A 14,475-nucleotide genomic window follows, 5' to 3' on the forward strand; every position below is an offset into this window, starting at 1 on the left:
GATGCCGGATGTGACGATCCGGAGAGCGACCATCGCCGATGCCGCCGCGCTCGCGCACGTGCACGTGCGCGGCTGGCAGGCCGCCTATCACGGGCTGATGCCGCAGGACCATCTGGACGGACTCGACGTCGCCGAACGGGAGGTCCGCTGGCGGGGCTGGCTGGCCGGTGACCACCCGTCGATCGCCGTGCTGGTCTGGGAGGACGCCGACGGCGTGGTGGGCGGTTTCGTCAACGTCGCCGCCGGCCCGGACGCCACCGGCGAGGTGAACGCGCTCTACCTGCTCCCGGAGCACTGGGACCGCGGCGCGGGCCGGCGCCTGCTGGCGGACGGCCTGCGCGTGCTCGCCGCAGCGGGCTGCGACACGGCGACGCTGTGGGTGCTGGACACCAACCGGCGGGCGCGGCGTTTCTACGAGATCGGCGGCTGGCGCCCGGACGGCGCCACCCGCATCGACGACAGTCTGGGACTGTCGCTGCCGGAGACCCGCTATCGCCGGGAGCTCGACGGTCAGGGTTTGCGGCCGACCGCGGCGTAGATGCCGATCTGTTCGGGGGTCGGGCGCTCGTCGTCCGGCACCTCGGGGAACCAGTCGGCGACCGGGACGATGCCGGGTCCGATCAGGCCGAGGCCGGTGAAGAAGTCGCCGAACTCCTTCTTGGTGCGCGGGTGGGCGTCCGACCGGCCCTGCTCGATCATCTGCCGGGCGACGGCGGCGAGCCGTGGGCTGCTGTGGTCGAGGGTGAAGTTGGTGGCGGCGAGGTAACTGCCGGAGGGCAGGGCGTCGACGAGCTCACGGACGACCGCGGTGGCCTGCGCGTGGTCGGGCAGGAAGTGCAGCACGGCGACGAGCATCAGGCCGATCGGGCGGCCGAAGTCGAGGGTCTCCTTGAGCTGCGGGTTGCCCAGGATCGCGCCGGGTGACCGCAGGTCCTCCTGGAGATAGACGGTGCGGCCCTCGGGGTTGCTGGTGAGCAGGGCCCGGGCGTGCACGCCGACCATCGGGTCGTTGTCGACGTAGACCACCCGGGTGTGCGGGTGGATGCGCTGGGCGACCTCGTGGACGTTGTCGGCGGTGGGCAGGCCGGTGCCGATGTCGAGGAACTGGTCGATGCCGGCCTCGCTCGCCAGGAAGCGGACGGACCGTTGCAGGAACGCCCGGTTCTCCCGGACGGAGAGCCGGACCGTCGGGTGCACGCTCTCGATCAGGTCGCCGGAGGCCCGGTCGGCGGGGAAGTGGTCCTTGCCGCCGAGCCAGTAGTTGTAGCGGCGGGCCGGATGCGACGTGGAGGTGTCCAGCCCCGGCGGCGCGAATTCCTCAGCCACTGTTCGTCTCCCCGTGGTCAGGCCTGCGGATGGCACCGAGAGTAACGCATCCCCGCCGATCCGTGATCCATTGTGGACGACGGATCGAGAAACATTTCCGCAACGTGATCGTCACGCGGCTGTTAGGGTGCGAGTGTCAGGCATCGATCCCCGGCGATGTCCGGCCGCTGTCGAAGCGCTTCGACGAATCCCCGTAAGGAGCTACGCATGCGGAAACTACGTGTCCTGTTCTCCCTGGTCGTCGCGGCGGTGCTGATCGCCGTCGGCCAGGCGCCGGCCCGGGCCGCCACCTGGGGGTCCTCCGACCAGTGGGCCACCTGGACCAACGGTGGCTACACCCTCTACAACAACATCTGGGGCTCGGGCGCCGGGCCGCAGAGCATCTGGGCCAACTCGTACAGCAACTGGGGTGTCTGGGCCAACCACCCGAACACCGGCGGCGTGAAGTCGTACCCGAACGCCAGCAGGAGCGTGAACATCAAGCTCAGCTCGCTCAGGTCGGCGAGCAGCAGCTTCAACGTGACGGTGCCGTCCAGCGGGGCGTACGCCACCGCCTACGACATCTGGGCGAACGGCACCACGTACGAGATCATGCTGTGGATGAACAAGACCGGCGCGGTCGGCCCGCTCGGCAGTCTGCAGACCACCGCCACGGTCGGCGGGCACACCTGGAACGTCTACTCCGGGTCCAACGGCGCCAACCAGGTGTTCTCCTTCGTCCGGACCGGCAACACCAGTGCCGGCACGGTCGACATCAAGGCGGTCCTGGACTGGATCCGCACCCGCGGCTGGTACGGCGACGTCACGCTGAGCACGATCCAGTTCGGCTACGAGATCACCTCGTCGAGCGGCGGCCTGAACTTCGTCACCAACAGTTACTCGGCCTCGGCGTCCTGACGGTTCATGCCGGGTGCACAGCCCGGCACAGGGCATCCATAGCCTTCGGTGTTTGCATAGTGCCGTACCGCGGTTCAAACGCGGTCGAAGTTGGCAATCGGCACATTGCGAACCGGCGATACCGCACGGTATCGCCGATCGGAGGACACGTGGCATCACGACAGAACGAACCGACGTACCAGGGGCGGCGCCTTCCCAAACCGCACGAGGAGGTGTTCGATCAGGGTCTCGGGTTCGACCTGGGGACCCTGATGGGACGCCGTCAGGTCCTGCGGGCGTTCGGGATCGGTGCCGCCACCCTGGGGCTCGCCGCCTGCAGCGACGGCTCCTCGACGACGGACTCCACGACGTCCTCGGCCTCGACCGGATCGTCCACCTCGACCGGCGAGATCCCGGACGAGACCGCCGGGCCGTACCCGGGCGACGGCTCCAACGGGCCGAACGTCCTGCAGGAGAGCGGCATCGTCCGCAGCGACATCCGGTCCAGCTTCGGTGACGCGAGCGGCACCGCCGAGGGCGTGCCGATGACGCTGGAACTCACCATCACCGACATGGCCAACGATGACGCCCCGTTCGCCGGGGTGGCCGTCTACGTCTGGCACTGCGACCGGGCCGGCCTCTACTCGATGTACTCCGACGGGGTCACCGAGGAGAACTACCTGCGCGGCGTGCAGGTCGCCGACGACTCCGGCAAGGTGACGTTCACCAGCATCTTCCCGGCCTGCTACACGGGCCGGTGGCCGCACATCCACTTCGAGGTGTACCCGGACCAGGCGAGCATCACCGACGCGACGAACGCCATCGCCACCTCGCAGGTCGCCATCCCGCAGGAGTACTGCGACACCGTCTACAAGGAGACCGGCTACGAGGCCTCGGTCGCCAACCTGGCACAGCTCACCCTGGCGACCGACAACGTCTTCGGTGACGACGCCGGCGCCAGCCAGCTCGCCACCGTGACCGGTGACGTGAGCGGCGGATACACCGTGAAGCTGACCGCAGCGGTGGACACCACCACGACCCCGACCGCCGGCGCCGCTCCCGCCGGTGGCGGCGGCGAGGGTGGCACCCCGCCGTCCGGTGCTCCCGGTGGTGGCGGCCCCGGCGGCACGCCCCCGTCGGGCGCGCCGGGTGGTGGCGGCCCGGGCGGCACCCCGCCCTCGGGAGCTCCCGCCCAGTGACGAGCATTGTTGTGTGAGTAGCGATGGCCCGGGGCTTCGGCTCCGGGCCATCGCGTGTTCAGTCGCCGTTGGTGAACAGCGCCAGCCAGGACTGGGCGGCCTGGATGTGTTCCCGGCTCACCGCGGCGTTCGGCGCCCAGCCCTCGAAGCCGTGCGGGGCGCCCGCGACGGTGTGCACCACGGCCGGCACCCCGGCGTCGCGCAGGCGTCGCGCGTACGCCAGGCACTCGTCGTGGAACAGGTCGACGTCGCCGACGCCGATCCACGCCGGGGGCAGCCCGCTGAGATCCTCCCGGCGGGCCGGGGACGCGTGCTCCGGAACGTCCGGCCCGCCCGGCTCGTACCCCAGATAGGCCGCCCAGGCGTAGTGGTTGAGCCGGTTGTTCCACACCAGATGACCGAGGTCGTCCAGGTCCCGGCGGGCCGCGGTGCGGTCGTCGAGCATCGGGCAGAACAGCCACTGCGCCACCGGCCGCACCCCGCCCTCGTCGTGCAGGAGCTGCACCAGTCCGGCGGCCAGATTGCCGCCCGCGCTGGCACCGCCGACGATCACCCGGTCCGGATCGACGCCCAGGCGGGGCGCATGCTTCTGCAGCCAGGTCCAGGCCGTCCGTCCGTCGTCGAGACCGCGGGGGTACGGGTGACGCGGCGCCAACCGGTAATCCACGCTGATCACGACCGTGCCCAGTTCGGCGGCGGTGGCCCCGCAGAGCCGGTCGTCCTGGGAGGCGCGCCCGATCACGTGGCCGCCGCCGTGGAACCAGAGCACCGCGGCGTCCGAACGCTGCCGGGCCGGCCGGTGCACCCGGATTCCCGGCGTCCCGCGTACGGCCTGCTCGATCGACACCCCGGGGGTCCGGACGGTCGGCATCAGGCGGACGGCCGTCTGCGCCGCCCAGCGGACCGCCGCCCGCTGGATCGGGGGAACCCGCACCCGGCGGGCCGCCCGGCGCAGCTCGGGATGGATCCGGTCCGGATCGATGGTGCCCTCCGTGGTCGCTCGTCGCGCCGGTGAACCCCGGCCGGTGACCTGGCCACTACTGATCTTGAAGGGATTCACGGGCACAGTGTGTCTGAAAACGGTCACTCTTTCGTGGCGGCGCGCTGCCGATCGTCAACTCCAGTACAGCCGTCCGGTTGTTGTCCTGCCCGCTTTTGCCCCGGATCATCGGAAACGATGCTGGTGGATCGCGGTTGTTAACCTGCGGCTCCCGGCGGAGATGCGGCCGGTACGCACGCGGGGAGAACTGGTGGCGGATCGTCGGACCTTCATCCGGGCAGGTGGCGCGCTCGCCGCGACGATGGCGGTGACCGGCGCGACGCCGCCGTCGGTGGCCCGGGCCGGTGCCGGGATCGGGCTGCCCCTGCTGACATGGCACGCCGCCCTCGCCGACCGGCGATACGCCCCCGCCGTGATCGCCGTCATCGGCTCGTCCAGCAGCGAGGGCGTCGGCGTCACCGGGTACGACCGGGGATACGTCCCGGTCCTCGCCCAGAACCTGCGCACCCGGTTCCCGGTGCCCGGCGCGGCCGGCGGCGACAACTACACGGCGGCGTGGGGCCGGCCCGGCCGCGGATACACCTGGCCGGTGACCGGGTCCGGTGGCACCCCGGGCGCGAAGGCCGGCTGGGGGATGAAGACGCTCACCCTGACCGCCGCCGGGCAGACCGTGTCGCACCGGTTCACCGGCACCGGCGTCCAGGTGTGGCACTCGGCGCAGCCCGGCGGCGGTACCTTCGCGGTCGCCGTCGACGGCGTGACGGTGGCCGCCGCGGTCACCACCGGCGCTCCCCTCGCCGACCGGGACGCCACCTGGTCGTCCGGGCCGCTCCCGGCCGGGGCCCACACCGTCACGGTCACCTGCCTGACCCCCGGCGTCGAACTGCACGGCTTCGCCACCTTCGACGGCGACGAGAGCCGCGGCATCCAGATCTACAACGGCGGCCACGGCGGCTTCACCAGCGGCGACTTCGCCCGGGGCGCCGACGCGTGGGCGCCCCGCCTGGCCTCGATCCGCCCCCACCTGGTCCTGCTCCAGCTGGGCGTCAACGACTGGCGCTCCGGTGTCCCCGCCGCGACCATCAAGGCCGACCTGCGCTCGATCATCGCCACCGTCCGCGAGAACACCCCGACCGACCCGTCGTTCGTCGTCTACGGCTCACCGCGGGTCGCCCCGACCGCGAAGGCCCAGGAGTACGCGTGGCTGAACAAGGCCTGGCGGGAGGTCGCCACCGAGGACGAGCGGGGCGCGGTCGCCTTCTTCGACCTGTCCACCCGGCAGCCCGCCCCGTCACAGGACAACACGCTGCGCTTCTACAACGACGACCTGGTCCACATGACCGACCGCGGCGCCGCCTTCACCGCCGATGCCCTCACCGCTTTCCTCTCACCCACCTGACCGCCTTCCGTGCACCCGCCTGACCGGGGAACGGGCGTGTATGTCGGCGGCGATGCCGGCGCTGGATGCGGGCGTGGACGTGATGACCCGGGACGCCCGCTGGTACGAGCGGGTGGCCGGCGGCGGTCTCGCGCTGGAGTTCGAGGACTGACCGGGGGCGCTGCTGTACGGCGTACCCGTGAAGGAAGGTCTGGGGGTTGGTTCCGGGAACTGTTCGGAGTCTTGACAGATGACGAATGTCGATGGGTGAATGTGTGCGACCCGAGTGTTTCCCCAGCATTCCGGCTCGATTTCCTTCCTTCGCGTCCCGTTCTTCGAAGGAGTCCGATGCGCCGCACCCTCGCCCGTGTCCTGGCCGCTCTCAGCATCGCCGCCGCCGGTGTGGTGGCCGCGGCCGCACCCGCCACGGCGGTCGAGCCGAAGACGCCGCCGCTCACCACGCCCTGGACCGGTCAGGTCTCCACCACGAACCCGCTTCCGGAGTATCCGCGGCCGCAGATGACCCGGCCCGACTGGCAGTCGCTGAACGGCGAATGGCAGTTCCTCAATCCGGCCGTCGGCGCGGGCGGCGCGGTGGACCGCAACGCGGCGCCGCCGATCGGGCAGACGCTTCCGGAACGCATCCTGGTGCCCTACCCGGTGGAGTCCGCGCTCTCCGGGATCATGCGCAACGACAACCGGGACCTGATGTTCTACCGGCGGACGTTCACCGTCCCGTCCGGATGGGCCGGGCGGCGGGTGCAGCTGCACTTCGGCGCGGTCGACTACGAGGCCACGGTCTGGGTCAACGGTGTCCAGGTGACCACCCACCGGGGCGGCTACGACCGGTTCGAGGTGGACGTCACGCCGCAGCTCAACGGCGGCACCAACGAGATCGTCGTGCGGGTGTACGACCCGACCGACGGCCGTGGCGAGAAGCAGCCGGTCGGCAAGCAGACGAACAATCCGAGCGGGATCTTCTACACGCCGACGTCGGGCATCTGGCAGACGGTGTGGCTGGAGCCGACCCCGGCGTCGTCGATCTACTCGGTCGACATCTATCCGGATCTGGCCGCGGGAAACGTGCGGGTGCGGGTGTTCACCCGCGGCGACGTCAGTGGGCACAGCGTGCTGGCCTCGGCGGTGTCCGGGACGACGGTGGTGGGCAGCACGGTCGGCGGGTTCACCGAATTCCGGGTCCCGGTGCCGAACGCGCGACTCTGGTCACCCGATGACCCGTTCCTCTATGACTTGAGGGTGTCTCTGCGGAATTCCGGTGGAGTGGCGGTCGATGAGGTGACCGGCTACTTCGGGATGCGCGAGGTCGGCACCAAGGTCGTCAACGGCGTGCTGCGGCCCACCCTCAACGGCGAGTTCGTCTTCCAGGCCGGCACCCTCGACCAGGGCTTCTGGCCGGACGGGCTGTACACCGCGCCGACCGATGCGGCCCGCGCCTTCGACATCCAGAAGCACAAGGACCTGGGCTTCAACATGGTCCGCAAGCACATCAAGGTGGAACCGGCCCGCTGGTACTACTGGGCGGACCGCCTCGGTCTGCTGGTCTGGCAGGACATCCCGTCCACGCCGCCGTTCGACGCGAACCGGACGGCCGCGCAGATCGCCCAGTTCGAGACCGAGGCCCGCGAGATCATCGACGAGCACCGGTTCTCCCCGGCGGTGATCACGTACGTGCCGTTCAACGAGGGCTGGGGCGAGTGGAACCTGGCCGACACGCAGCGGGTCACCACTTCTTTGAAATCCTATGATCCGACACGGCTGGTCAACGCGCACAGCGGCTTCAACTGCTGCGCGTCGAAGGGCGACCCGGGCACCGGCGACATGATCGACTGGCATGTCTACACCGGGCCGGACGCGCCGTCGCCGTCCGGCACGCGGGTGTCGATCCTGGGCGAGTTCGGTGGGCTCGGGCTGCGGACGCCGGGACACGAGTACAGCCCGGACGGGCAGTACTTCGCCTACGAGCAGATGGCGAGCGCGGCGCAGCTCAACGACCGGTTCACCGGCATGATCCGGGACTCGCAGCGGCTGATGACGAGCAAGGGCCTGTCCGGTTTCGTGTACACCGAGATCACCGATGTGGAGGGCGAGTACAACGGCCTGTTCACGTACGACCGGCAGGTCCAGAAGGTCGACACGGCACAGGTGCGGACGGCCCTGACGAACCTGATCCGGGCGTCCCGCAACGAGAACGCCGCCGTGCCGCTGACCCTCGGGCACGTACGGTCGTTCCAGGTCACCACGGCCGGGTACACGGACCGGTTCCTGCGGCATCAGGACTCGCTGGCGCGTACCGACGTGATCAGCGGGGACCTCGCCCGGCAGGACGCGTCGTTCCGGACGGTCGCCGGGCTCGCCGACCCGCGCTGCTACTCCTTCGAGTCGGTCAACCTTCCGGGCCGGTTCCTGCGGCACGCCTCGGGACGGGTCCGGCTCGACGCGGACACCGGCGGCACGTTCGCCGCCGACGCCACCTGGTGTACGCGTGCCGGACTGGCCGCCGGCGGCATCTCGCTGGCGTCGTTCAACCATCCGGGGCAATACCTGCGGCACCAGTCGGAGGCCGTGTACCTGGCGGCCCCGGACGGCTCCGCGTCCTTCGCGGCGGACGCGACCTGGAACCTGTCCGGGACGGCGCAGTGGCGCAGCTCGGTGATCCTGCCGTTCGACGTGCGGCGGTCGCTGCAGGTCACCACCGGGAACTACACCGACCGGTACCTGCGGCACGCGGACAGTCTGGGGTGGACCGAGGCGGTGAACGCGTCCAGCAGTGCCCTGTTGAAGAGCGATGCGACGTTCACGCTGCGGCACGGTCTGGCCGACTCGTCCTGCTACTCGTTCGAATCGGTGAACTATCCGGGGCAGTATCTGCGGCACGCTTCCAGCCGGATCCGGTTGGCGGCGCCGGACTCCTCGGCGCTGTTCGCGGCGGACGCCACGTTCTGCACCCGGCCGGGGCTGAGCGGGGCCGGGGTGACGTTCGAGTCGTACAACTTCCCGGGCCGGTTCCTGCGGCACTTCGACGCGCAGGCGTGGATCGCGGCGGGCACGGGCAGTGGCTTCGACCGGCCGCTGACGCTCACCGCGGACAGCAGTTGGAACGTCGCCGCTCCCTGGGCGCCCTGACGGTTGCCGCCGCCGGGCTTTCGGGCCCTGATCGCCCGGCGGACCGGAAGCCTCTGGGGTGCAGGGCCGAAAGTTCCGGGCTTGAACCGAACTGTTCGACTGGTTCCCCGCACGTGTCCGATAGGTAAAATGGTCACGTTTGGGAGCGCTCCCAAGCACACTTCCACCCCGGGAGGACCTGTTGCGTTACGGGCACTTCGACGACGAGCAGCGCGAATATGTGATCGACCGGCCGGATACCCCGCTGCCGTGGATCAACTATCTGGGCACGGAGTCCTACTTCGGGATCATCTCGAACACCGCCGGTGGCTACTCGTTCTACCGCGACGCGCGGCTGCGCCGGCTGACCCGGTACCGCTACAACAACGCCCCTCTCGACGTCGGCGGGCGATATCTGTACGTCCGTGACGACGCGACCGGCGACTACTGGTCGCCGAGCTGGCAGCCGACACCGGAGCGCGACCTCGACGAGTACGAGTGCCGGCACGGCCTGTCCTACACGAGGATCACCGGGGCGCGTGGTGGCGTGCGGGCCGAGATGCTCTACTTCGCGCCGCTGGACGAGACGCTCGAGGTGTGGCGGGCCCGGATCACCAACACCCGGGACACCGCGGCCGAGTTGTCGCTGTTCTCCTCGGTCGAGTTCTGCCTGTGGGACGCGCAGGACGACGCGACCAACTACCAGCGGAACTTCAACACCGGCCAGGTCGAGGTGGTCGACGGGACGATCTACCACAAGACCGAGTACCGCGAGCGGCGCGACCACTTCGCCTACTTCGCGACAAATCGTGAAATATCGGGATTCGATACGCAGCGCGAAGCGTTTCTCGGCCCGTACCGCGGCTATGACCGCCCGGCCGCGGTGGAGACGGGTCAAGCGACCGACAGCATCGCCCACGGCTGGCAGCCGATCGGCTCCCATCACGTGAAAATCACGGTGAATCCGGGCGAGACCGAGGAGGTGCTCTTCGTTCTGGGCTACGCCGAGAACCCGAGAGACGCCAAGTTCGACCCGCCCGGCTCCCAGACGATCAACAAGGTGACCGTCGAACCCACCATCGACCGCTGGCTCGACCCGGCCACCGTCGAGCAGGGCTTCGCCGATCTCCGGGCCCACTGGGACGCGCTGCTCGGCACGGTCACCGTCACGACCCCGGACGACGACACCAACCGGATGGTCAACATCTGGAACGCGTACCAGAACATGGTCACGTTCAATCTGAGCCGCTCGACCAGCCTGTACGAGGCCGGCATCGGCCGCGGCATGGGATTCCGCGACTCCAACCAGGACCTTCTCGGATTCGTCCACATGATTCCGGCGCGGGCCAGGGAACGGATCCTGGACATCGCCGCGACCCAGAAGACGACCGGCGGCGCGTACCACCAATATCAACCACTCACGAAGCGCGGCAACAACGACATCGGCGAGGGTTTCAACGACGATCCGCTCTGGCTGATCCTGGGCGTGGCCGCCTACCTGAAGGAGACCGGCGACCAGTCGATCCTCGACGAGCCGGTCCCGTTCGACAACGCCGCCGGCTCCGAGGTGTCCCTCTATGAGCACCTGCGCCGTTCCCTGCGCTACACTCTGGACCGGCTCGGCCCGCACGGCCTGCCGCTGATCGGCCGCGCCGACTGGAACGACTGCCTCAACCTGAACTGTTTCTCCGACACTCCCGGCGAGCCGTTCCAGACCACCGAGAACGCCTCCGGCGGGGTGGCCGAGTCGGTCTTCATCGCCGGCCAGTTCGTGCTGGCCGCCAAGGAACTGGCCGGCATCGCCGCGCTGCGGGAGCAGGAGGGTGAGGCGGTCGTCTACCGGGCGGCCGCGGAGAAGATGTCCGGCACCATCGCCGAGCACGGCTGGGACGGCGCCTGGTTCCGGCGGGCCTACGACTTCCACGGCACGGTGATCGGCTCGGGGGAGAACGACGAGGGGCAGATCTTCGTCGAACCGCAGGGCATGTGCGTCCTCGGCGGGGTCGGTCTGGAGGACGGCCTGGCGGTGAAGGCGCTGGACAGCGTCGCCGCGCGGCTGGCCACCCCGCACGGCATCGTGCTGCAGCAGCCGGCCTACTCGAGCTACCGCATCGAACTCGGGGAGATCTCCTCGTACCCGCCGGGTTACAAGGAGAACGGCGGGATCTTCTGCCACACCAACCCGTGGATCATGATCGCCGAGACGATGGTGGGCAACGGTGACCGGGCGTTCGACTATTACCGGCGGATCAACCCGTCGGCGCGGGAGGACCTCGGCGAGGTGCACCGGTGCGAGCCCTACGTCTACGCCCAGATGATCGCCGGACGGGACGCGCCGACCCACGGCGAGGCCAAGAACTCCTGGTTGACCGGCACCGCGGCCTGGAACTTCGCGGCGATCACCCAGTGGATCCTGGGCCTGCGCCCCGACTTCGACGGCCTGCGCGTCGACCCGGTGCTGCCGGCCGACTGGACCGGCTTCACCGCGACCCGGCGGTTCCGCGGCGCCACCTACGAGATCACCGTCCGCAAACCGGCCGGGGTGCGGGGGCGGGTCACGCACCTTCTCGTCGAGGGTGAGCGGGTCGAGGGCTCGTTGGTCCCGCTCGCCACCGAGGGCGGCGTCGTCCGCGTCGAGGCGATAGTGGAATAGCCGCGGGCACGGCGGTCCCTCCCGGTCACGTGGCGGCGCGAGCCGGGAGGGGCGTCGATCCTCTTCGCGGTACGGGACTGCTTCGTCCCGTACCCGATGAGGGTCTCAGTTGACGAACACGGCAGCGCCGGAGGCGTCGGTGACCGGGGCGTACTTCGCGGTGAAGAAGACGTTGGCGCTGCACAGCGACGACCCGCTGGTCCGGTTGAACTGCTGGTTGCTGAACGCGATCGAGTTGTCGGCGTTGCTGCTGGTCCCGCTGATCGCGTTGTTGTTCGCCTGGAACACGCAGGTGATCGTGCCGAGCAGGGTCCGCAGCACCAGGGTCGCCTGGATCGGCGCCGCGGTGGTGCCGGAGACGGCGACCGTGCCGTCGCTGTCGATGGTGGTGGCGTAGGGCTGGTTGTTGATCGCCACGCTGTTGACGCCCAGCACACCGACGATGCCGCTGACCGTGCAGCCGGAGAGGCCGAGTGTGGCGGCGGCGGACGCGCTGCCCGGCGCGGCAGGGTTGTCGCCGACCGTGGCGCCCAGGCTGGAACCGGTGCAGCTCATGCCGGCGGTGCCGGTGGTGGCGTTGTAGAACGTGGCGTTGGTGCCGGTCGCCAGCGTGGACGAGATGGTGCTGCCGGTTGCGACCGCGGTGCCGCCGGCGCTGCCGGTGGTGAGGACGTTGCCGTCCGCGGCGAGGGCGGGGCCCGCGGTGAGCAGCGGCACCATGACGGCGGTGGTCAGGACGGCGGGGATCCAGTGCTTGCGCATGGGGAGACCTTCCGGAGAGCGGTGGGGACGCGGCGGGGAGGACACCACGCCGGCGCGAACCCGGTCGTCTCCGCAGGGGACCGGGGGTCGGGCGGAGGGTGACAAGCGCACCCCGGGCCCAGCACCATCGAGAGAGAAACCTGCCGATGTTCTAATCCCGACGGCGACCGGATGTCAAGACATTGGGGGATGACGATGAATGATCCGGCTTTCGCCACTCCGCTTCCCGGCTCCCGGGCCGGCCGCGATCCCGAACGGGCGATCAAGCGCGGCCCGCGCCGGGTCCCGGCCGAGGTGGTGGCGGCCACCCAGCGCGAACGCCTGTGGGACGCGCTGGTGCACACGGTGGCCGCGAAGGGCTACCCGAACGCCCGGGTCAGCGACATCTGCGCGGCGGCCGGAGTGACTCGTCCGGCGTTCTACGCGATCTTCGCCGGCAAGGAGGACGCGTTCCTGGACACCTACCGGCACGGCACCGCGGTGCTGCTGCGGATGATGGACGACGCGTACGCGGCCCGGCCGGACTGGCGGGCCGGCGCCCGTGCCGCGCTCGGTGTGCTACTGGACGTGCTGGCCAGTGTGCCCGCGTTCGCGACGATGGCGGTCGTGGAGATCGACGCCGCCGGCCCGGCCGCCCGCGCCGAGCGTGCCGCACTGCTGGAACGGTTCGCCCGGTTCTTCGCCGAGGCGCCCGCCCCGGACGGCGTGGTGGCCGCCGTGGTCGGGGGTGTCTACGCGACGATCTACGACTACGTGGCGAGTGGACGGCTCGCCGAACTCCCGGACGCCCGCCCGGTATTGAGTTTCTTCATGATGGCGCCATTTCTGGGACGCGACGCCGCCCTCGCCGAGCTGGCCGCCCCGGCCGTGTTCCCGCAGGCCAGCGCACCCTGCGCGGAGCCGGGCCGATAGTCGGACACCTCCGGGGTTTTTCACCACCCATCGAGGGCGGTCGCGGTCTTGACGATCGGGGTTACTGGGGCGTAACTTCGCCGAAATCATCGAGATGCTTCAATCGCGGGCGGTGGTCCGCGGCCCGCATCCGCAGTGCGGAGCCGAGGGACCACCGCGCCGACCGTCGCTGCAAGGAGTGCGCGCATGACCACCGTCTCCGTCACCGCAGGCCGGACACGCTGGCGCCGATTCGGCGTCATGATGTTCGGCGTCACCCTGGCGGCCCTCGGGCTGGTCCTGGTCACCGCCAAGGGTGTGCTCGCGGTGTCCTTCTCCATCTCCGGCATGCCCTTCACGGTCACCTCGCCCCGGCTCTACGGCGACGGGTTCGAGCAGTTCGCGACGCTCGATCACATGCCGGAGGGCAGCCCGAACGCGGACCCCGAGACCGGCCTCGAGAAACTGCTGATCGTCTCCGCGATCGACGACGCCAAGCTGTACGGCCTGTGCCAGGCGATCAACCTCGGCGGCACCAACCTGGTGATCCGCGCCGGCAGCGAGAGCAACCCGGTGACCGCCGACCGCCTGATCGTCGACTCCGACCTGATCACCGGTGACGCCGAGTTCAACAACATCTCGGTCGGTCAGGACGCCAGCACCCTGACCGAGGTGCCCGGCGTGACCGGTCCACTCGGCATGTTCAGCCAGCAGGCCGAGAGCGTGACCATCCGCAACCTCAAGCAGAACAACTACTCCACCACGGCGGCCACGTTCCGCCTGCCCAACCTGAACATGGGCTTCAAGTCGTCGGGCTGCTGAGCCGATGACGGGTTTCAAACACTGGCGCCGGGCCCGGCCGTTCTGGGGCGGGCTCCTCGTGCTGCTGGGCGGCGCCGAGATCATCCTGACCGTCTGGGCGCCGCTGCCGGTGGTGATGCACGTCGGGATGCAGAACTTCCTCGGCTACCTGATGCCGATCCTGATCCTGCTCAGCGGGCTGCTGCTGATGTTCCACCCGGTGCAGCGGGTGTTCTACTCGCTGCTCGCGATCATCCTGGCCTTCAGCTCGTGGATCACGTCGAACATGGGCGGATTCTTCATCGGCATGATCCTGGTGCTGGTCGGCGGCTCGCTGGCGTTCGCGTGGGCGCCGGTGGAGGAGGAGGTGGCCGTGCCGTCGGCGCCCTCGCCGGACCCGGATGATCACCACGAGGAGAAACCGTTCCCCATGGGGTTCACCGAGGAGGCTCGTTGAGGTGGTGCG

At 69.8% G+C, this 14,475-nt stretch carries 12 protein-coding genes; 9 read left to right on the forward strand and 3 right to left on the reverse strand.

Going from position 1 to position 14,475, the window contains the following annotated elements:
* The first annotated feature begins 10 nt into the window (after positions 1-10).
* Positions 11-538, forward strand: a complete 528-nt coding sequence (locus WH85_RS00690; RefSeq protein WP_052720042.1) for a GNAT family N-acetyltransferase — start codon at positions 11-13, stop codon at positions 536-538.
* On the opposite strand, the gene WH85_RS00695 is transcribed toward WH85_RS00690, so the two are convergent.
* On the reverse strand, positions 511-1,326 hold the full coding sequence (locus WH85_RS00695; RefSeq protein WP_045739612.1) for an SAM-dependent methyltransferase: 816 nt from the start codon (positions 1,324-1,326) through the stop codon (positions 511-513). The two genes, WH85_RS00690 and WH85_RS00695, sit on opposite strands and share 28 nt — an antisense overlap.
* Positions 1,327-1,533: 207 nt before the next feature.
* On the opposite strand from WH85_RS00695, the gene WH85_RS00700 reads away from it, so the two are divergent.
* Both WH85_RS00700 and WH85_RS53615 read left to right on the forward strand, forming a co-directional pair.
* Positions 1,534-2,223 carry a GH12 family glycosyl hydrolase domain-containing protein gene (locus WH85_RS00700; RefSeq protein ID WP_045739613.1) on the forward strand — a complete coding sequence of 230 codons (690 nt, stop codon included), beginning with the start codon at positions 1,534-1,536 and terminating at the stop codon, positions 2,221-2,223.
* Between the two features lie 149 nt (positions 2,224-2,372).
* Positions 2,373-3,401, forward strand: a complete 1,029-nt coding sequence (locus tag WH85_RS53615) for an intradiol ring-cleavage dioxygenase (RefSeq protein ID WP_045739614.1) — start codon at positions 2,373-2,375, stop codon at positions 3,399-3,401.
* A gap of 58 nt (positions 3,402-3,459) precedes the next feature.
* Here WH85_RS53615 and WH85_RS00710 read toward each other — a convergent pair whose 3' ends face one another.
* Positions 3,460-4,461, reverse strand: a complete 1,002-nt coding sequence (locus WH85_RS00710; protein WP_211275242.1) for an alpha/beta hydrolase — start codon at positions 4,459-4,461, stop codon at positions 3,460-3,462.
* Between the two features lie 190 nt (positions 4,462-4,651).
* Between WH85_RS00710 and WH85_RS00715 the strand changes: the two genes are divergently transcribed.
* From WH85_RS00715 to WH85_RS00725, 3 genes are all read left to right on the forward strand, one after another.
* A complete protein-coding gene (locus WH85_RS00715; protein WP_157410659.1) occupies positions 4,652-5,800 on the forward strand; it encodes a GDSL-type esterase/lipase family protein in 1,149 nt (382 codons plus the stop codon).
* Between the two features lie 327 nt (positions 5,801-6,127).
* On the forward strand, positions 6,128-8,923 hold the full coding sequence (locus WH85_RS00720; protein ID WP_045739616.1) for an AbfB domain-containing protein: 2,796 nt from the start codon (positions 6,128-6,130) through the stop codon (positions 8,921-8,923).
* A gap of 181 nt (positions 8,924-9,104) precedes the next feature.
* A complete protein-coding gene (locus tag WH85_RS00725; protein WP_045739617.1) occupies positions 9,105-11,555 on the forward strand; it encodes a glycoside hydrolase family 94 protein in 2,451 nt (816 codons plus the stop codon).
* 105 nt (positions 11,556-11,660) lie between these two features.
* Here the strand turns inward: WH85_RS00725 and WH85_RS00730 are convergent, their stop codons facing one another.
* Positions 11,661-12,317 carry a hypothetical protein gene (locus WH85_RS00730; RefSeq protein ID WP_045739618.1) on the reverse strand — a complete coding sequence of 219 codons (657 nt, stop codon included), beginning with the start codon at positions 12,315-12,317 and terminating at the stop codon, positions 11,661-11,663.
* A 195-nt stretch (positions 12,318-12,512) separates the two neighbouring features.
* Here WH85_RS00730 and WH85_RS00735 point away from each other — a divergent pair, with 195 nt between their 5' ends.
* The 3 genes from WH85_RS00735 (at position 12,513) to WH85_RS00745 (ending at position 14,466) form a co-directional block, all read left to right on the forward strand.
* Positions 12,513-13,229, forward strand: coding sequence for a TetR/AcrR family transcriptional regulator (locus WH85_RS00735; protein ID WP_083448703.1), 717 nt, complete (start codon positions 12,513-12,515; stop codon positions 13,227-13,229).
* A 186-nt stretch (positions 13,230-13,415) separates the two neighbouring features.
* The gene (locus WH85_RS00740; RefSeq protein WP_052720043.1) at positions 13,416-14,030 is read left to right on the forward strand and encodes a DUF6230 family protein; all 615 of its coding nucleotides are present in this window, start codon (positions 13,416-13,418) and stop codon (positions 14,028-14,030) included.
* 4 nt (positions 14,031-14,034) lie between these two features.
* Positions 14,035-14,466 (forward strand): DUF6114 domain-containing protein, encoded by a 432-nt coding sequence (locus WH85_RS00745; RefSeq protein ID WP_063775447.1) that lies wholly within the window; start codon positions 14,035-14,037, stop codon positions 14,464-14,466.
* Positions 14,467-14,475 lie beyond the last annotated feature (9 nt).

Source organism: Actinoplanes rectilineatus (assembly GCF_000962825.1).
In the GTDB taxonomy this organism is placed as follows: Bacteria; Actinomycetota; Actinomycetes; order Mycobacteriales; family Micromonosporaceae; genus Actinoplanes; species Actinoplanes rectilineatus.